This window comes from Pseudoalteromonas sp. NFXS39 (assembly GCF_040148775.1).
In the GTDB taxonomy this organism is placed as follows: domain Bacteria; phylum Pseudomonadota; class Gammaproteobacteria; order Enterobacterales; family Alteromonadaceae; genus Pseudoalteromonas; species Pseudoalteromonas apostichopi.
The window spans coordinates 46704-66168 of sequence record NZ_JAGDEC010000013.1 but is presented as its reverse complement, the minus strand read 5'-3'; the positions used below and the strand labels follow the sequence as shown (position 1 = coordinate 66168).

The 19465-nt window shown below is 41.5% G+C and carries 17 protein-coding genes; 6 read left to right on the top strand and 11 right to left on the bottom strand.

All coding sequences use genetic code 11. The features are described from left to right. Positions 1-97 precede the first annotated feature (97 nt). A complete protein-coding gene (locus tag J3455_RS18920) occupies positions 98-679 on the top strand; it encodes a DNA-J related domain-containing protein (protein ID WP_256855200.1) in 582 nt (193 codons plus the stop codon). A gap of 9 nt (positions 680-688) precedes the next feature. Here J3455_RS18920 and dbpA read toward each other — a convergent pair whose 3' ends face one another. Then, positions 689-2077 carry an ATP-dependent RNA helicase DbpA gene (gene dbpA, locus J3455_RS18915; RefSeq protein WP_130050031.1) on the bottom strand — a complete coding sequence of 463 codons (1389 nt, stop codon included), beginning with the start codon at positions 2075-2077 and terminating at the stop codon, positions 689-691. Positions 2078-2264: 187 nt separating this feature from the next. Between dbpA and J3455_RS18910 the strand changes: the two genes are divergently transcribed. After that, complete coding sequence (locus J3455_RS18910; RefSeq protein ID WP_130050032.1) at positions 2265-3221, top strand: tetratricopeptide repeat protein; 957 nt, start codon at positions 2265-2267, stop codon at positions 3219-3221. A 315-nt stretch (positions 3222-3536) separates the two neighbouring features. On the opposite strand, the gene J3455_RS18905 is transcribed toward J3455_RS18910, so the two are convergent. Further along, the gene (locus J3455_RS18905; protein ID WP_349562169.1) at positions 3537-5495 is read right to left on the bottom strand and encodes an alpha/beta hydrolase family protein; all 1959 of its coding nucleotides are present in this window, start codon (positions 5493-5495) and stop codon (positions 3537-3539) included. A gap of 108 nt (positions 5496-5603) precedes the next feature. Further along, the gene (locus J3455_RS18900) at positions 5604-6509 is read right to left on the bottom strand and encodes a DUF808 domain-containing protein (protein WP_256855198.1); all 906 of its coding nucleotides are present in this window, start codon (positions 6507-6509) and stop codon (positions 5604-5606) included. 113 nt (positions 6510-6622) lie between these two features. On the opposite strand from J3455_RS18900, the gene J3455_RS18895 reads away from it, so the two are divergent. The 4 genes from J3455_RS18895 to J3455_RS18880 all read left to right on the top strand — a co-directional run bounded on the left by J3455_RS18895 (position 6623) and on the right by J3455_RS18880 (position 9825). After that, entirely contained in the window at positions 6623-6913 is a 291-nt protein-coding gene (locus tag J3455_RS18895; protein WP_130050035.1) for an MliC family protein, read from the top strand. An 82-nt stretch (positions 6914-6995) separates the two neighbouring features. Beyond that, the gene (gene ubiD, locus J3455_RS18890; protein ID WP_130050036.1) at positions 6996-8462 is read left to right on the top strand and encodes a 4-hydroxy-3-polyprenylbenzoate decarboxylase; all 1467 of its coding nucleotides are present in this window, start codon (positions 6996-6998) and stop codon (positions 8460-8462) included. Between the two features lie 87 nt (positions 8463-8549). Next, entirely contained in the window at positions 8550-9263 is a 714-nt protein-coding gene (gene fre, locus J3455_RS18885; protein ID WP_167658816.1) for an NAD(P)H-flavin reductase, read from the top strand. 145 nt (positions 9264-9408) lie between these two features. Beyond that, positions 9409-9825 (top strand): CBS domain-containing protein, encoded by a 417-nt coding sequence (locus tag J3455_RS18880; protein ID WP_054563674.1) that lies wholly within the window; start codon positions 9409-9411, stop codon positions 9823-9825. A gap of 9 nt (positions 9826-9834) precedes the next feature. Here the strand turns inward: J3455_RS18880 and add are convergent, their stop codons facing one another. The 8 genes from add to cyaY form a co-directional block, all read right to left on the bottom strand. Then, complete coding sequence (gene add / locus J3455_RS18875) at positions 9835-10836, bottom strand: adenosine deaminase (protein ID WP_349562168.1); 1002 nt, start codon at positions 10834-10836, stop codon at positions 9835-9837. A 103-nt stretch (positions 10837-10939) separates the two neighbouring features. Beyond that, positions 10940-13636, bottom strand: coding sequence for an ATP-binding protein (locus J3455_RS18870; RefSeq protein WP_349562167.1), 2697 nt, complete (start codon positions 13634-13636; stop codon positions 10940-10942). 30 nt (positions 13637-13666) lie between these two features. Then, entirely contained in the window at positions 13667-14776 is a 1110-nt protein-coding gene (locus tag J3455_RS18865; RefSeq protein WP_167658814.1) for a heme biosynthesis HemY N-terminal domain-containing protein, read from the bottom strand. After that, entirely contained in the window at positions 14773-16593 is a 1821-nt protein-coding gene (locus tag J3455_RS18860) for a uroporphyrinogen-III synthase (RefSeq protein WP_130050041.1), read from the bottom strand. The genes J3455_RS18865 and J3455_RS18860 overlap by 4 nt, the downstream gene beginning before the upstream one ends. 1 nt (position 16594) lies before the next feature. Next, positions 16595-17533: a hydroxymethylbilane synthase gene (hemC, locus tag J3455_RS18855; RefSeq protein ID WP_349562166.1), complete on the bottom strand. Its 939-nt coding sequence runs from the start codon at positions 17531-17533 to the stop codon at positions 16595-16597. A gap of 36 nt (positions 17534-17569) precedes the next feature. After that, positions 17570-18460: a DUF2914 domain-containing protein gene (locus J3455_RS18850; RefSeq protein ID WP_349562165.1), complete on the bottom strand. Its 891-nt coding sequence runs from the start codon at positions 18458-18460 to the stop codon at positions 17570-17572. Between the two features lie 21 nt (positions 18461-18481). After that, positions 18482-19138 carry an alpha/beta hydrolase gene (locus J3455_RS18845; protein WP_130050044.1) on the bottom strand — a complete coding sequence of 219 codons (657 nt, stop codon included), beginning with the start codon at positions 19136-19138 and terminating at the stop codon, positions 18482-18484. Next, positions 19135-19458 (bottom strand): iron donor protein CyaY, encoded by a 324-nt coding sequence (gene cyaY, locus J3455_RS18840; RefSeq protein WP_036974421.1) that lies wholly within the window; start codon positions 19456-19458, stop codon positions 19135-19137. The genes J3455_RS18845 and cyaY overlap by 4 nt, the downstream gene beginning before the upstream one ends. Positions 19459-19465 lie beyond the last annotated feature (7 nt).

Below are 19465 nucleotides of genomic sequence, written 5' to 3'. Positions count from 1 at the left end.
GCATTCCCTAGTATCTAAAAACATTAGCGTAGTTTCAAAAAAGCAGCTGTGATAGCGTATACCACTGTAGATTACACTAAAGATAGGCTTGCGAACAATGGTTAACCCACTGATTGATGAGATTTTTTACCTTCTTTTGGAACAACCTGTTTGGAAGGTTCATACGCTTACCAGCGCACTTAGCGAATCAGGAAAAATTGAGCAATTAGATAATGACCCACAAAAAGATCTGTTTAAGCGCAACTTTCTAGTTATGAATGCTCTATATCAGCTGCAAACACAACTTGCACCAGAGCAACAGCTACAAATTGCCTCATTACATATTGAGCTTGTTAATGAGCAGATAAGTAACGCATTAGAAAATCACGATCCGCTGCGAGATTATTATTTAGATTGGCAAAACTATGATACAACGAGCGATGAGATTGATGCGATGTTAACTGATTTTTGGCAGCGCTTTTCATCATATAGTCCAAAAAGGGTCATTCTCTCGCTATCTCAGCAGCAGCTGTTGGAATTACAACAGGCGTGGCAGCTACCTACTGATTTTTCGGAAAAACAGTTACAAAAGCGTTGGCGACAACTGGCGCTAAAACACCACCCAGACCGCCAAGGCTGTGCAATTGAGTTTAAGAAAATACAACATGAATATGAGCAACTTAAAGCTAGCTGCTCATAACTCAACAATTTATCTGCTCAAACGTCGCGCACGAATTTTACGCTTTTTAATATTACCTTCAGTCAATTTACGTAATGCAGGTTTTGCAGCAGCTCGCTCCACAGCAATAAAAGCCACATTATCAAGTACGTTAATTTTACCTACCTGATGACCTGCAATCCCTTCTTTGCCTGTTAATGCACCTAAAATATCACCGGCACGAATTTTTTGCTTTTTACCAGCATCAATCATAATCGTTGCCATAGTAGGCTTATAAGCGGGTTTTTCGAGCAAGCTAAATGGAGGAATAGGTTCTGGGTCAAAATCACGCTCATAGTGGTCACCAATTTGTGCCACTTTAAATTGCTCAGCTTCACCATAAATAGAACATGCTATGCCCTTTTTACCAGCTCGACCAGTACGGCCAACACGGTGAACATGGGTTTGTGGGTCATGTGCTAGATGATAGTTCACTACCATGTCCATGTCATTGATATCTAAGCCTCGTGCTGCAACATCCGTTGCCACCAAAATACAGGCGCTTTTATTAGCAAAGCGGATTAAGGTACGTTCACGTTCACGTTGATCTAAATCACCGTGTAAGGCAACCGCACTAAACCCTTCAGCATAAAGGTCATCACAAATCTGTTGTGTTTCAACCTTGGTGTTACAAAAAACCACACAGCTTTCTGGCTGGAACTTCAATAACAACAGCTTCAATGTATTAAAGCGCTGTTTGTTGTTATCTAGCTTGTAAAAGTATTGTTTGATTGTGCTTTTGGTTTGCTCTTCTTCTACCTTAATCATTTCAGGATTGCTAAGTACTCTCTCTGCAACAGCTGCTATTGATTTTGGATAAGTCGCACTAAACAATAACGTTTGACGTTGATTTGGAATGCACTCAACAATAGCATCAAGGGTATCTTGAAAGCCCATATCTAACATTTGGTCAGCTTCGTCTAACACTAAGGTTTCGACATCATCTAAGCGTAATGTGCCTTTGCGAATATGATCGTCAACACGACCAGGGGTACCGACAATAATATGTGCGCCATGTTCTAGCGAACCAATTTGTGGACCAATAGAGACACCGCCACATAAAGTCAAAACTTTAATATTATGGATACCACGTGCAAGCTTACGCACTTCTTCAGCTACCTGCTCTGCTAGCTCTCGAGTAGGGCACAAAATTAGAGACTGAATTCGAAACCGTTTCACATTTAACTTAGCCAACACACCTAAACTAAATGCAGCCGTTTTACCCGACCCCGTTTTTGCTTGGGCAATAATATCTTTGCCTTGTAAGATCACTGGCAAACTTTGCGCTTGTACTGGCGTCATTTGCGTATAACCTAAAGTTGATAAGTTATCGGTTAACTCTCGCGGCAAAGCCAAAGATGAAAAAGCAGTAGCAGTCACAGTAATATTCCAAACTTGATAATTGAGGGACATCCTCGAAGATGCTGTGGATCATAGCAGAGAATGTGCTGTTTCTCTAAACGAAAACACCGTTCGACATGTTTAATTCATATTTGCTTACAGTTTGCCGCTTTCTAACTCTCTGCATTTGTTCTAGTTTATTGATAGCAATCTTCAGGAAGAAACTATGCTTCTATTTAATACCGCTGCAGCTGATGTTGTTTATAAAAAACAAAAAACGTGCCCTCACTGCCATAGCGAACATTATTCTTTAAGCAATCATAGTAAAGTTTTACGCTTTACTATTTTGCCCATCATCCCATTATCTATTAATTATCAAAGACAATGTGATGACTGTGGCTATGTTACTCCTGCACCTTGGTATTCATTGCCAGCCTTAGAATTAGTGTCGTTTATAAAATACTTTATTGGTCTATTCTTCATCGTTTACCTATTAACAAATGCATTTATCGGTGCGAATGAACAAACTGAAAATGAGCAAACTTACTTAAACGAGCCAAAGTTATTTGATACCTATTTTGTCTATTCAGATAAATTTACTGGCAAACCAAAACGTATTAACAACTTAAAAGTAGCTCAGCTCGTTGAATTTGATGATAAAAACATGACTTTTAGAGTTGCTAACTACACTTACAAGTACAATAAAGACATCGAAATTGCCATGCGTACCAGCATGCTAGTTCAAGATGATTACTTTTCGAGTAAAACCCTGACTTTCAGTAAGTCACAAATAAAGCAGCTTTATGATGAAGGCAGCATTTATAAAATTATGCGACCTGAACTTTATAGTTTATTTGGTGGTTTTGTTATGCACCCGCCTAGACCTAAGCCTTTATATACGGGCGTTAAGCTCGATAAACATAATCAGGAAGGGATTACTTACTTCAAAGATGGCCTATACGAGGAAGCGTTGAAAAGTTTTACGCTGTCTGCGGAAGATGGTTATGCATGGGGGCAATTAAACTTGGGTCAGATGTATCGTGATGGCCAAGGGACAGAAGTGAATAACGAAAAAGCAGCTTACTGGCTCAACAAAGCTACCTTACAAGGGAATCCTAAAGCAAAGATTGAGCTCGCAGAGCTATGCTTGAGTTACGATTGTAGTAAATTGAATACTCAATAATCTATTACCCATAAACATCACTCAGCAGAAACCATCCTAATAACATGACACTCGCTATTTACTTTTAATTTGTTATGTTATAACATTTTTGTGTGGCGCAGTATTTATACTCTTTTGTTGGTGTTTATAATTACTTGTTAGCAAAAGCAGAGTCACTCTCTCTGCTCTGTTTTAGAGAGTACAGCTGGGTAGTATTGCCTGATAAACGAATCGTCTTTTGAGTTTGTTTAACTTGAAGGAAGACCTTGCACACTAGCACGCTTACGTTCCCGTGCTAAATCCTTGCCGGCGAGCTTGCTCGCCGGCATTTTTCTTTTAAAGCTTTAAATGTTCATCTAAGAAGGCCAATACTTTTTTGTAGTATAAAGCACGGTGCTCTTCTTTATAAAAACCGTGACCTTCATCATCAAGAATAGTTATTTCATATGGATGCTTAGCTTTTTTCAAAGCTGCTTCTAATGATTCAGCTTGCTCAATGGGCGCACGTTCATCTTCACCACCATGTACAATAAGAACAGGTGCTTTTAGCTTATCGACATTATAAGCAGGCGAGAATGCTTTTAGTTCTGCCTCATCAGTACCAATCACTGTTTTTAGGTAATTAAGTCCATGACTGCGCGCTTGCGTGTCACCCTCTTCATACATAAGAGGCAAGTCGTAAACCCCCATCAGGCCTATTGCACACTTGAACATATCTGGTTCGATTATCGCGCTTTGTAGAGCAGAGTAACCACCAAAGCTGGCACCCATAATACAAATGTTATCTTTATCAACCGTGCCATCTTTTATTAATAGTTTTACACCATCAATAATATCGTGCTGAACATTTTGTCCCCACTGGCGATAACCGGCTTCTTGGAAGTTCATACCAAACCCCTCTGAACCACGGAAGTTAACCTTGAGCACTGCCATACCTTTATTCGCTAACATTTGTACTTCTGGATCATAGCCCCAGTAATCACGAGCGATTGGGCCACCATGCGGCATAACAACTAAAGGTAAGTTTTTCTCAGCTTTGCCATTTGGCACAGTTAAATAAGCAAGAATTGTTAAACCATCGCGGCTTTTAAAACGCAGTGGTGTGGTTTGCGCCATTTCATCTTGATTTATCCAGCCTCGCGCAGAGAAAAGCGCTCTTAACTTATTGGTATTCGCATCATAAAGATAATATTGCCCAGGGTTTATATCGCTCGATGCGAAAATAATATTTTTTGAGTCGTCTTCTGTACTACTAACTAGCTGTACTTGACTGCCTGGCAGTGCGCCCAATAAATCTTTAAGACGCTGTGATTTAGGCGAATTACTATCAACAAACGCATAGCTTGGGTAGTCAGCCTCAGTTTCTATTGCAAATAACTCTTTGGATATTTCATCAACCCAAATATGCGACGGCGAAACATGTTTATCTTGGAAGATTTTCGTTACTTTTTTGGTTTTTAGGTTAATTTTAATAAGACTTTCTGCTTCTCCACCTTTTGATGCAGTGGCATATACAGACTCACCAGATTTATCAAACGCCTTTAATGAGATATCGGTGTAATTAATACCTTCTAAATCAAGCTCTTTCCAAAAACCACCTTCAGGCTCTCGCACATGAATTGTCGCATTGAGGTAATCGTCACTTGATACAGCGATACGAACATTGCCATCATGGTCTGTTAAAAAACGTCCCATAGGTGCAGGTGATCGCGTAATTAGGGTGCGCAGACCGCGATAAACATCGACTTCATATACAACGGTAGTTGGTTCATTGGTTGCAGTCCATGGGTAAGTGACAACCAAAACTTTTTTATCATCATGAAGTAAGGGATCTAAAAGGTATGAGGTTCCTTGGACTGGAGTTTGTTTTTTTAACCGAGTACCCGTTTGCTGCTCACCATGATAACCAATTACATATGCGCCACGGCTACCATCAACATTCACAGCAAATAACTCACCATAATAGATGGGGGTATCTTGCCAGCCTTTTAAATACTCTTTTTCAAGAATAACACGCTCATTGTTTACCCAGTGGTATTCGCCAACCTGTGCATTACCCGGAAAAGCAACCGCGTGAGTTACTGCAAACTTGCTTGTATCAACAATGATGAGTGAATTTTTACCTTCGTGCTTTTTAATAGCAGCGACGTAATTGCCATCAGGAGAGATGGTTACACGACTAAAGTCATTACCTTTACTAAAATCTTCTACTGATAATTTTGCAGATTTAGCGAAACTGGTAAATGACAGCGTAAATAACGCGAGCCCCAGCATAAAAGTGAGGTATCGAGACATGATTAACTCCATTTAACGATTTAATTGTTATATTTAGCTGAGCAATAATAAAGCAAAGCCCCTATTTTATATACAAAAAATCAACAAAAATGGTTAATTTGATACTTTCTAATGACGAATTTTATGCCAAAATTCAACCACTAACACAACGATAATTCCGGCAACAACGCCCAATAAACCATCAAATATAATTGGCGTAGCCAACTCACCTGTTTTACCAAGTAAACCTGTTACAAACTCAGCGCTACCCTGTTGGGCGTGATGCAAAACGGGGATCCCATGTACCAATATGCCTCCGCCAACTAAAAACATAGCTACCGTTCCTGCAAAGGCTAAAAAGCGCATTAACTTAGGTGCTGACGCAAGTAAAAACTTACCCACTAGCTCTTTAAATTTACCACCACTTTGCTGCGCTTTTTGCAGTAGATACAAACCAGCATCATCAAGTTTAACAATCCCTGCAACTAACCCATACACACCAATGGTCATAATAATTGCAATTACGCTTAGCACCAAAGCTTGATTAACCAGCGTTGCACCAGTAACTGTACCTAAAGTTATCACGATAATTTCTGCAGAGAGGATAAAATCGGTGCGGATTGCCCCTTTCACTTTTTGTTTTTCGTATTCTTGCAAGTCTTGTTGTTCAGCCAAAGTTTCATCTTCTTGTTGAGCATGACCAAACAGCTTTTCGATAATTTTCTCTGCACCTTCAAAGCACAAAAACAGCCCGCCAACCATTAACAGCGGAGTGATTAACCAAGGCAACCAAACACTAATCAATAACGCTGCCGGCACTAAGATGGCTTTATTAATAAACGAGCCTTTTGCTACAGCCCAAACCACGGGCAACTCTCTATCGGCGGTTACCCCAGTGACTTGCTGAGCATTCAGAGCGAGGTCATCACCTAACACCCCTGCTGTTTTTTTTGTTGCGACTTTACTCATCGTCGCAATATCGTCTAAAAGTGTTGTAATATCATCAAGTAAGGTTAGTAAATTAGTGCCTGCCATGGTGGTTCCTTGCCCATTAAATACATTATCAACATAACTTATCCTGTCATTTTCACCAACGGTTAATTTTTCTTTGTTAGGCTTATAGCTCATTCAAAAATAGAGGTGTTTCTATGATTAAACCACTTCTCTCGGGGCTCGCTTTAGTTACCTTGTGCGCGTGTGCTGAGCAAAGTGCACCAAGCAATTATCTGTGCGATGGGACCCTTAGTGCCAGTATTGTTGAAAACAATGATGAGGAAGCAAGATTGACATTTAAGGACAATGAATTTTTACTCAATCGCCAAGTAAGTGGCTCAGGAGTTAAATACAGTGCCGATAATGTGCTGTTTTGGTCTAAAGGCGATGAAGCTATGCTGATTTTAAAAGGTAAAAAGTACCAATGTAGCTTAATTCAGCAATAGCAAAACCTATCGCGGCTAAATTAGCTTAATCAGTGGTTTTGAGTATAATAGCGACAGTTTATTCAGCGTTTAAGCGGCTATAATGAAATACAAAGATCTTCGCGAATTTATCGAGTTATTAGAACAAAAAGGTGAACTAAAACGGATCAAACAAGAAATTGATCCTTACCTTGAAATGACCGAAATTGCCGACCGCACGTTACGTGCCGAAGGCCCAGCTCTGTTATTCGAAAACCCTAAAGGCCACACTATTCCCGTTCTTGCCAACCTTTTTGGTACACCCAAACGCGTTGCCATGGGTATGGGACAAGATGATGTTAGTGAACTGCGCGAAGTCGGTAAGTTATTAGCTTTTCTAAAAGAGCCTGAGCCACCTAAAGGCATTAAAGAGGCATTAGGGCAAATCCCAGTATTCAAACAAGTATTGAATATGCCTGCAAAAGAAGTAAAAAAAGCGCCTTGTCAGCAAGTCATACTTGAAGGTGATAATGTCGACTTAACCAAGCTGCCTATCCAACATTGCTGGCCGGGTGATGCAGCCCCATTGATTACATGGGGCTTAACGGTTACCAAAGGGCCTTATAAAAAGCGTCAAAACTTAGGTATTTACCGTCAGCAGCTACTGGGTAAAAACAAAATTATTATGCGTTGGTTATCGCATCGCGGTGGCGCATTAGATTTTCGTGAATGGTGTAAAGAGCACCCTGGTGAACCCTACCCAGTGTCTGTGGCATTAGGTGCCGATCCTGCGACAATCTTAGGCGCTGTAACACCCGTCCCTGATACCCTAAGTGAATATGCGTTTGCTGGTTTACTACGCGGTAGTAAAACTGAAGTTGTTAAATCGATTTCAAATGACCTACAAGTGCCAGCTACCGCAGAGTTCGTGCTTGAAGGTTATATTATGCCGGGTGAAACAGCCCCTGAGGGCCCTTATGGCGATCACACAGGTTACTACAACGAAGTAGACGAGTTTCCGGTGATGACGGTCACTCACATTACACATCGTGAAAATCCAATTTATCACAGCACTTACACTGGCCGCCCACCAGATGAGCCAGCAGTACTCGGGGTTGCATTGAACGAAGTGTTCGTGCCAATTCTGCAAAAGCAGTTCCCTGAAATTGTAGATTTTTATCTACCGCCTGAAGGCTGCTCTTATCGCATGGCTGTGGTCACGATGAAGAAACAATACCCAGGTCATGCCAAGCGCGTAATGATGGGTGTGTGGTCTTTCTTGCGTCAATTTATGTATACCAAGTTCGTGATCGTTTGCGATGATGATGTAAATGCACGCGACTGGAACGACGTGATATGGGCAATCACCACACGTATGGACCCTGCTCGTGATACGACAATGATCGAAAACACACCAATTGATTATTTAGATTTTGCATCGCCAGTATCTGGCCTTGGCTCAAAGATGGGCATGGATGCGACTAATAAATGGCCTGGTGAAACAGACCGCGAATGGGGTGAACCCATTGTCATGGACCCAAAAATCAAAGAACGTGTTGATGAATTATGGGACAGCTTAGATATTCTCTAGGCTGTGTCTATGTTAAACTGCTCAAAATTTAACGGTTATGAGTGCGATTCATAACCGAATTTGCTTCTGTGCTTATAAAGGTAAACTATGCAAACATTACTCGCTGACGTGGTTGCGATCAGCCCGCTTACAGACCACGTACATAAGGTCATTTTGAAACCACAGCAACCTGTGTCATTCGAGGCAGGCCAATATATGCAACTAGTATTAGGCGAAAAAGATAAGCGTGCCTTTTCTATTGCAAGCCGCCCGTCGCAAACTGACCAAATTGAACTACACATTGGTGCCGCGGGTGCTGATTCGTATGCAATGCAAGCGCTTGATCATTTACGTCAAGCACATACAGAGCAACAGCAAGTTAATGTTGAAGTGGGCTTAGGTATATCACAGTTGCGAGTTGAGGGTGAGCGCCCAATTATTCTACTTGCTGGCGGTACTGGTTTTTCTTATGCCAAATCAATGGCTGATCACCTTGCTGAAATTGGCTGTGAGCGTCCTGTATTATTTTACTGGGGTGTACGTGAGCAAGCTGCACTTTATGCACATGATGAAATGCAAGCATGGGCAAACAGCAACCCACATTTCCAATATATTCCTGTGGTTGAAAATGCACCGCAAAGCTGGACAGGCAAAACCGGTTACGTCCACAAAGCCGTTATGGAAGATATCGTGTCTTTAGAACCATACGATATTTACATGGCAGGCCGCTTCGACATGATTGGCGTGGTTCGCGATGATTTTATCAATCATGGTGCGGTACGTGAGAACATGTACGCCGATGCATTTGCATTCATTAAATAACTAACTCATACAGGTTATTGTTAAGGCATCCAATTGGATGCCTTTTGTATTTGTTTTACCTATCGCCTTAATCCATCTAAACGATTTCACAAACTGCATTTCCTTGACCATACTTTGTTTAGAATAATGATGGGGAGAGACCCAAATGCTTAATACAAAAGTACAAGACTTTATGCAACGTAAGTTGCCACACATTACGCCTGAAACTGAAATGACCACCGCGATTAGCGAGCTGCAAAAGTTTAAATTACTAGGCGCACCAGTATTCGATGACAACAAAAGCCTAGTTGGCTTTATTTCTGAACAAGAGCTGCTACAACCGCTTATGCAAAACAGTTATTTCTGCGATGGCGTGGTAAAGGTAAAACAACTAATGCGCACCGATGTTGTCACGGTGAGTAGCGATCAAAACATCATTGAGCTAGCAGATGGTATGCAAACTGGTAAGCCAAAAAATTACCCGGTTATTGAGGATGGTAAGGTTGTTGGCATGATCAGCCGAGGAGATGTGCTCAAGGCATTGTATGAAAACTATGTCTCATGCCAAGAGCACCAAGTGTAAGTTAGCTGCTTAACGATTAGCAGCTAACTGTTTTAAAGAAGCTTTATCTGCATCGCTTAAATAAGCAATTTCAAGCGCATTAGCTTGTGCTTTTTCTATATCGGCTTGGCTTAAACCTGCCGCAGGTGCTGCTACTTGATACTCATACGCTATTTCAATACCTTCAACTGCCGGATCATCAGTATTAATTGATGCCAAAATACCATGGTCTAAGAAGGTTTTTAACGGGTGTTTAGCAAGCTCAGCAACAGTGCTGGTTTGAATGTTACTGGTTAAGCAAGACTCAATACCAATGCGCTTATCACGTAAGTAATCCATTAGCGCAGCATCTTCAATCGCTTTTACACCATGACCAATACGCGTTGCACCAAGCTCGTTAATTGCCTGCCAAATGCTTTCGCTACCTCGCGCTTCACCAGCGTGAATAGTGGCAGCTAAGTATGCATCATGAACTTGCTTAAAGTGATCAACAAATAACTCACCAGGAAAACCAATTTCATCGCCAGCTAAATCAACAGCCACTAAATCATTTTTAAAAGCAAGCAGAGCATCAAGCTCTTGCTGACAAATTTTAGTACCATAAGTACGCGACATAATGCCAATTAGGTTGGCTTTAATTGGTGCGTTTTGACACGCACTTTTAACACCATCAACTACCGCTTCTACAACACCTTGCGGGTGTAGACCTTGGCTTTGCGCCATATAATATGGACTAAAACGAAGCTCTACGTAATCGAGGTTTTGGGCAATAGCATCTTCAACGTTCTCGATAGCAATACGACGACATGCATCGTAATCACCCAATACTTTTACACCCCAATCTAACTTTTGCAAAAATGCCATTAGATTAGGTTCAGGGTCGATAACCTGTACGTGTGGAATAAGCGCTTCAATGTTATCAGCTGGTAATTCTAGGTTGAACTGACGACCAAGTTCTAAGATCGTTTGTGGGCGAACATTACCATCTAGATGACGGTGAATATCAAGCAATGGAAGTTTGTTATTGATCATAATTAGCACTCAGGTTCAGTAAATTTGCGCGGATCATACGTACCCACGACGATATTTCAAGTTTAGATGATTTTATTTACTTTTTTGAGGTCAAATGTCTGCTTTAATGACCGCTATCATTATGCAAGAAATGCCACAAAGTTTTAAAAAGTTTATCAGCATCAATTGGCTTCGTTAAATAACCATTCATACCACTGGCTAAGCCTTTCTTTTGGTCATCATCTTGGGCATTTGCCGATAAGCCAATGATCGGTAAATCAGTGATCAGCAACTCATTGCGAATAACTTTGGTTGCTTCTAAGCCATCCATATTCGGCATTTGAATATCCATGAGCACAAGGTCATAGCTTTTTTCACTGATCATCTTAATAGCCTCGCGGCCATCTTTAGCAATATCAGGTTGGCAGCCTTTGGTTTTTAAAATAGAACTCGCCACATGTTGATTCAATGGGTTATCTTCAACCAATAGAATTGCATCATCGGCAAATGAAACAGTAATCACATCTATATCAGCTAACTCATCATCACTATGAACCACCTCTTCAAGAGGAGACTCAAATGGCAGCGAAATTGTAAATGTTGAGCCTTGTCCCTCAGTACTACTGAGGCTTATCTCGCCTCCCATCATAACAATGAGTTTTTGGCAAATACTCAAGCCTAAACCTGTACCACCGAAGCGACGAGAGGTTGAGCTATCAGCTTGTGAGAATGGTTTAAACAGGCGCTGCTGGGCCTCTTTACTGATGCCAATACCTGTATCAATAACACTAAAGTAAGTAAATTCACCCTGCTGCCAAATCCGCACTGTAATCGTTCCCTCTTGAGTGAACTTCACCGCATTATTTAACAGATTCAATAATATTTGTTTTAAACGGATTGGATCGGTATGGATCAGTAGGTGTTCAGAAGCATCAAACTCAACTCTAAATTCTAAAGAGCGAGAGTTAAGCTCAAACTGCAGTAAGTTCGTTAATTCACTCACAAGCGCATTCACATCAATAGGCTCTTGATGTAACTCCAGACGCCCTGCTTCAATTTTAGAAAAATCTAAAACATCATTTATCACCCGTAATAGAACATTCAATGCACCGTCTGCTTGATCGATATAACTACGCGCTTGTTGCCAATCTTGCTCTTGCATTGCTAAGTAATGCAGCCCCTTAATACCATTAATAGGCGTGCGTATTTCGTGACTCATATTAGCTAAGAACTCACTTTTAATTTGGCTAGCTTTATCGGCTTTTTGTTTTTCTTCGCGAAGGCTTTGGGTTTGCTTTGCTACTTGCTGACGAATTTGAATATTAGTGCCTGTTACCGATATCAAAAAGGTAATTAATAACCACACAAACAGCATTCCGACTATTTGCGCAAGCCAATAAGACAGCCAAGATGACTGGGCTACTGATTCCCATAGTTTCACCTGCCAAACACGCTCACCAATAATAAAATTAAAGCTTGCGATTGCTGTAGTGCCAACACGATGAGGGCTGTAAATTTCAACAGGGTTAGTACCATCGGTAACATCAAAAAAACTGGCATCAATCTCGGTGTTTTGATTAAAGTTAAGTGTTTGCGCCAACACTTCCAGATTGACCACAGCAACAACATAACCTCTAAAACCTACTTGATGGTTAATGTCTGAATAAACAGGGTTAAAGAACAAAACGCCCTTTTCGCTGCCATCTCCTTGCATAAGGGTGATTGGTTCACTCACAGTGACATTTTTAATTAACCGAGAGTCTGTAAGCGCTTGTTTACGTAATTCGTTTGAGGCCAAATCAAAACCTTGAGCGGGTTGGTTGCCCTCTAAAGGGTGAACATATTGCACCGGAAAATACACCGCTCGCTTACTCACCGGCTGCCATTGCCCTGCAGCATTTTTTTCTTTCACGTAATAGTGGGTGCCTAGTTCATCACGCAGTAGATTTTGATAATTAGTTAGTTGCGAGTGAATAACCTTTGGCGCCCATTCAAAGGCAAGTATCTCTTCACTGTATTGCAATTGACGTGCTGTAAAGCGCTTAAATTCATCAAAATCAACTGCATCGCTACTAGCAAAAAAGGTCGCTAATAAAGCTAAGTGTGACTTAATTTCATCAACTTGGTGCTCAAGATTAGTATGAATCGCACTGACTTTGGCTTGTTGGCGCTGTAAGTCTTTATCTTTTTTTACACTGGCTGCGCCATAAAAACTGACACAAATAACCATATAGATTAATAGCGACGGCACAATTATTTGTAGCCGCTGGCGAGTGTGATGGTAACTAAATGCAGCTAAAACTAATGGCGTGAAAATCAGCACCCCAATACTGTCACCAATCCACCATGCAATAAAATTATTAAGTGCCGCATAACTCGGAATAACATTATTTATGACCAGTAAAGCTGTGCCAATTGATGCCGCAATCAAGCTACACAAAGGGCCGCCAATCATTAAACCAAGCATACTTTGCTTTAATGACGATAATTCAATCGGGCGTTTAACTACATGAATAATAATGTAATAGGCAAGCCAAGCTTGGAATGTTGATGCTGTTGTTACACCGATAGCCTGCAGCATCATTTGCCAATGGAAAATATCAGTGGCTTTATCAAGGTGAATGAGGTTTACAAAGAACGCCCCTAGCAAAACTCCTGGTAGGGCACGATTTCGAAATAGCAAGATACTGGCAAGAGCAATACCTGAAGGCGGCCATGCAGCAACCGCATAACCATCAATCGCCAGCAAAGAATTACTTAAATACCCTGTAAGAAAGTAAGCAAGTGCGATACTTATGGTCAGTGTAAATAAGTTCTTCAAGCCATCGCTCCTTTGCTGGCTGGAGTAAAATTATTGATAGAGTACCAATGCTTTTTCTGGCTGGGCACTTTTACTATAACTGAGTACAGCTTGCTGCAAATAGGCATTACGATTATCAGCATTAAGTGCTTTATCAAACACCCGCGCAGCTAAATCGTACTCACCATGAGCATTCGCTAAACATGCTAGGGCTAGAAGTAAATCTGTATTCTCGGTGTCTTTTTTCAATACATCTTGCAAACTTGCTTGCAGCTTGAGTGCATCGCCAGGGCCACTGGTACGTAAAATACGTGCTAAATCTTTATGCTGCAGCGGTTTTTTAACCATTTTAATTAAGCTTAACTCTATTTTATTTAATTCGCCTGCCTTTGCCATCGCTGCCAAATAACTTACTTCAGCGTGTGGTTTAAGGTTTTTCGCTAATTGCTCATAGCGCGCAGTTAAATCCTCGCTTGACTGCGCTGCAAAGTAGCGATCAAACAGTTGCTGCCATTCCTGCTCTGAAAGTGCTTTTTTGCGTAATAAGCGAGGCATGAAGTCATTAAGTGCAGCCCATTTTTGCTCTTGCACTAAAACATGGGCATACATTTTGAGCTCTAAACGAGTAGCTTTTTTGCGTTCAGCTGAGGCTTTTAGATCAGCAAAAATAGTGCTGGTTTCACCGCTGGCAATCCATAACTTAGCCACTTTTAGTTGATTATTTTGACTTATGTTATCAAGGTAGCTAATCGCCTTTTCGTTCTCATTACTCGCTAATGCCGCTTTAGCAAGAAGCGCATAACGTATATCGGTCCACTGGTCTGCAACACTGTTATTATCAAGGGCTAGCTCCAGCTCTGCATAATCGTTATTTATTAAGCTCCATACACCTTGCTCAATAGCCGCTTGTTTACGTTCTTCACTACGAGCAAAAAAGCGATGGCGTGTGTGGCTATACAAAGACCATAAATAACGAACTAGTTTATAAAGCACATATATTGCAGTAAGTGCTAACAATAAGAGTGCTGTAACGCCCCAAATAGTGCCTTCAATGGTTGTTTTATTAAAGGCAATTAATACATAACCCTTTTGATCAATAAAAAAGGGGGCAATTCCCAAACAGACGGCTATCGCAATAATGATTAATAAAAAGCGGATCATTGTGCCCACTCCTTCACCTGCTCAGTACTTTGCAGTGACACTTTTGGGCTGAAATCAAGTTGCTCTTTTGAAAGCTCAGCGAGGCTTTTTAATGCCGCTTTTGTTTGCGCATCATCTTGCTTAAAGTAATCTTTTACCAAGCTATGTGCAGCATCAACAGCGCTAAAATACACACTGCTTTGTTTACTTAATACAGCATCTTGCGCTTGAGCTAAGTATAAGCTTAAGCGCTGTTTAACTAAGTGGCGCTCTTGCTCACTTAAAAATGGTGCGATAACCATATCTTCACGTGTGCGTACTTCTACAAAGAAGTCTTTAAACTGCTGCCATGATTTCGCAAGGTTCTGACGCCATTCACTGACATTTTCGCTCAATTGATTTGGATCTTCTTTGACGACTTCTTCAGGTAGTGAAATAGCATTAAATACTAGTTCATCAACTTTTTGATTAATGCCATGCAGTTTTAAATAAATTGCTTCAACAGCAACAGGCTCTATGGCATTCAAGGTTTGCAAGTCTTGGTGAATTGCTTGGCGAATAGCTCCTGTACCCGGGTGTTCTGCTAGCAAGCTATCTAAGCGAGATAGCACAGCGGCAGCTCCTTGGTAATCGTGCTCTGCCCACAATTTAAACTCGGCCATACGTTGCAGGCTTGTAACCTCTTGCGGATTAAGCGTGAAAGTTTGCTGCTCAGCGCGCTTTAAAGCCGCTTGTAATTGCTGCTGAGTTTGCTCAGCACTTTCATTTAGCGCCTCAGAGACTTTTTGTTCACTGTTATAAAGCGAATGTTGTAATGTTTGCTGCGCACTTTTTAATGCATCAATCTGCTGTTGTAAGCGTTGGTTTTCATCTGTCAGCTCAGTAAATGCAACAGCTGATTGCTGATCACTATTTAATTTGTGATAAAACTCATAGCCAACAGTAGAAGCCACTAAAAGTGAAATAAGTAACGCTAAGCTACCTGATTTGCTGATACCTTTTTTTGCTTGCACAGGCGCTTTCGTCCCAGTATTTACCGTTTGCGCTTTTTTATCTGGCTGTGCAGTCACTGGCTTTGCGGGTTGTTTTGATTCTGCTTCACTCATTTTGCTACCTTGCTGATTAATGCAGGTGAACATAGCGCTATCGCTCGCCCCTGCAGCAATATGTATCTGTGTTCTTGCGACCTTTTGTTGCTTTAAATAGTCAGCGATACGCTCACTAGCAACGAAAAATTGTCGCTCTTTCAACCATGTAAGCTGAGGCTCATTTAAGCCATTAAAAATGGCATCCACCGCTGCATTACTAGTAATGACTATACCTTCTACATCAACTGTTTGCCAGTGGTCCATCCACTTACCAGGCTCGCTCTCAATTGCGCTACGCTTGTAAACAACCAACTGATTCAATAAAGCACCACGTTGTTTTAAGGTTTTCGCTATCGTCGTGCGCCCGCCTACACCTTTCACTAATACAATGTTACTCAGCTCTACATCTTGCAGCGTTTTTAGCTCGAGCAGACCTTCTGAATCATGTTTTTTTGGCACAGCAGCTCGACGTCCAAACGCCTCATAAACCGCATCAGCAGTTTGCTGACCAACCGCATAAAGTTGGGCTGCTTTGTTAATTGTTGGTGTGAGTTTTAACAAGGCATGTACGGCATCTTGCGAGATAAAAATAACTTTATCGGCATTTTCTAGCGGCGCAAGCTCACTACTATTAACCGTGAGGTAATCTAAAGTAAGGACTGGACATTGGGTTGTTTGATAACCCGCCTGCTGAAGCTCAAGAGCAAGCTCAGTGCCTTTTCCTTCTGGACGAGTTATCAAAATATGCATATTAAGCGTCTCTATATACTTCAGCTAAAATTTTATCGGCACCTTGCTCAAGTAGCTTTTCAGCAAGTTTAATACCTAACTGCTCTGCGTCAGCCACTGGACCTGTCACTTCATCACGCAGCATTTGGCTGCCATCAATAGCGCCCACTAAACCACGTAAATGCACTTGCTCACCCTCAACTAGTGCAAATGCACCAATTGGTACCTGACAGCCACCTTCTAAATGGCGGTTCATCGCACGCTCGGCATTTACACGAATCCGTGTTTCATTATGCTCAAGCGGAGCTAGTAGCGCTTTTGTAACTTCATCGTCAATACGACATTCAATACCTACTGCGCCTTGACCATTTGCAGGTAATGATACTTCAGGCTCAATAAAGGCAGTGATGCGTTTTGGCATTTCTAAACGAATTAATCCCGCAGCAGCTAGGATAATTGCATCATATTGACCATCATCTAGTTTTGCTAAACGGGTGTTAACATTACCGCGTAAATCACGAATATCTAAATCAGGACGCGCTTCGCGAATTTGGCATTGGCGGCGTAAGCTTGACGTACCAACAATAGCACCTTGTGGTAACTCATCTAAGCTTTTGTAGTTGTTAGATACAAATGCATCACGAGGGTCTTCACGCTCACAAATTGTGTTTAAGGCTAAGCCTTCAGGAAACTCAACAGGTACATCTTTCATTGAATGCACCGCAATATCTGCGCGGCCATCAAGCATGGCTTGTTCAAGCTCTTTTACGAATAAACCCTTACCACCAATCTTTGCCAGTGGCGTATCAAGGATAATATCGCCTTGCGTCGACATAGGAACCAACTCTACCGTTACGTCGTCATGGAAGTGCTCTAATTGAGCTTTAACAAATTCTGCCTGCCATAAAGCAAGCGCACTTTTACGGGTAGCGATACGAACTAGTTTTGTTGTCTGTGTCATGAAAAATCCAATTAATTATCAGGCTGATACTAAATGTTACTCAGCTAAAATTCTAAACTCTTTTTGGGCCAGCAAGTTGCCATCTGCGTCAATAACCTCAACACGCCAATCACCGAGCTGCTCTGGCATGATGTTTTTTGTCGAATAAGTACGAAAACGCGGGCTACTTACAGCTAATTCAATAGAAGCAAGCTGCTGGCCTTGGTAATACCATTGATGACGAACAGTTTGCCCCTGCATATTTCTAAGCTCACTAAAAAAGCTTAAGCTATTACTAATTTGCGCTAATTTTACATCGTTTTTTAGAACATTGACTGGTTCTCGATCAACAACATCGGTTGTTAATACTGCGCGACTTACTTTGTCTGTATCTATTTTAGCGCCAATTGCAACACTGGCAATATGTGCTGAGTGTGAAAACTGCTGCTGAACATCGGGTACTGCAGCAACCTCTATTTGCTCTTCAGTTTGCAGTGGTTCTTCATCGGGAGTGACAGCTGATGTTTCAGGCAGCTGTTGCCCATCAAAAACCTGCTCACTCACGATCTCTGTATCTACTGTATTTGCTTCAGGTTCAGCTACGTCTGAGATAACGACCTCTGTAATAGCACTTTGTTTACTATCAGTAACCGCTGGTTGCTCATTCACTGGTGATGCAGTCACTTCTTTTGGTTCTACTTGTTTGGCATCATTTAAAGGAGCTTGTAACTCAACACTTGCAAGCTCCGATTGCGGCTCATCCTGTGCTGATTGCTCAGCATTTACAGCCCCAATAAAGCTATACACTAATATAGCCAGTGCAACTAAGATGACACTGCTGACCATAAAAATACGTCGCCAATGCCATTGATAAGTGACCGCCGTAGAAGTTGAATTAACTGCTTCAACAGTATTCATATTTGCTGTAATTACAAGTTTCTTTGTCATGTTGGCCTCTAAAACCAAAAATTAACTCAAGCGAGCAATTAACCACTCACGAATAGCGATTAGTTCTTCACCACAAACTTGGTGCGCCATCGGGTAATCTTGCCAGCTTACTTCCATGTTGTTAGCGCTAAGCACATCAAATGCCTGCCTACCTGCATTATGTGGTACCACATCGTCAAATCGACCATGGGCCATAAAGATGTTTAAGCCTTGCTGCTTGATTTCATCGGCTAATTTATCTGGCACGCACATATAGGTTGATAGTGCCATTACACCCGCTAATTTATAGTCGAGTCGTGGCGCTAAGTGTAGCGATACCACACCACCTTGAGAAAAACCTGCAAGAATAATTTTGTTAGCAGCAATCCCTTTTGCAATTTCTTGATCAATAATCGCAGCCACTTTTGCAGCGGATTCACGAACCCCTTGCTCATCGGCACGCTTATCTAAATCCATTGATTTAATATCGTACCAAGAGCGCATCGCCATACCACCATTAATGGTGACTGGTTGCACAGGAGCATGAGGAAACACAAAACGTACTCCAAGCTCTGCTGGTAGTGCTAGTTGTGGTGCCACTGGCGCAAAACCATCGCCTGAATCACCTAACCCGTGTAACCAAATGACTGTTGCTTTATGTTCACTCTGTGCTGGATATTCAACAAACTCTAAACTCATAGTTCTGAGCGCCACTCGATAGGTTGCCCCGCTTGACGTGTTGCTGCATCACACATAAATTGCCAAAACTCAGCACCCGAGCGGTTATCAATCCACTTATCATCGCGTAGTTCAAAATGGTGACCATTAAATTTCGTCGCAACCCAAACTTGATGAAGTGGTGCTTGCTTGTTGATCACTATTTTACTGCGATCTGGGAAGATGATTTCTAAAATACCTGACGCTGATTCATAATCTAAGTCGGCATCACATTCATCGATTTGCTCTTCAATAGTTAGCATTAATGCATCGGCTAGTGTGTGGTATTCATGATCAGTCATTTTAATG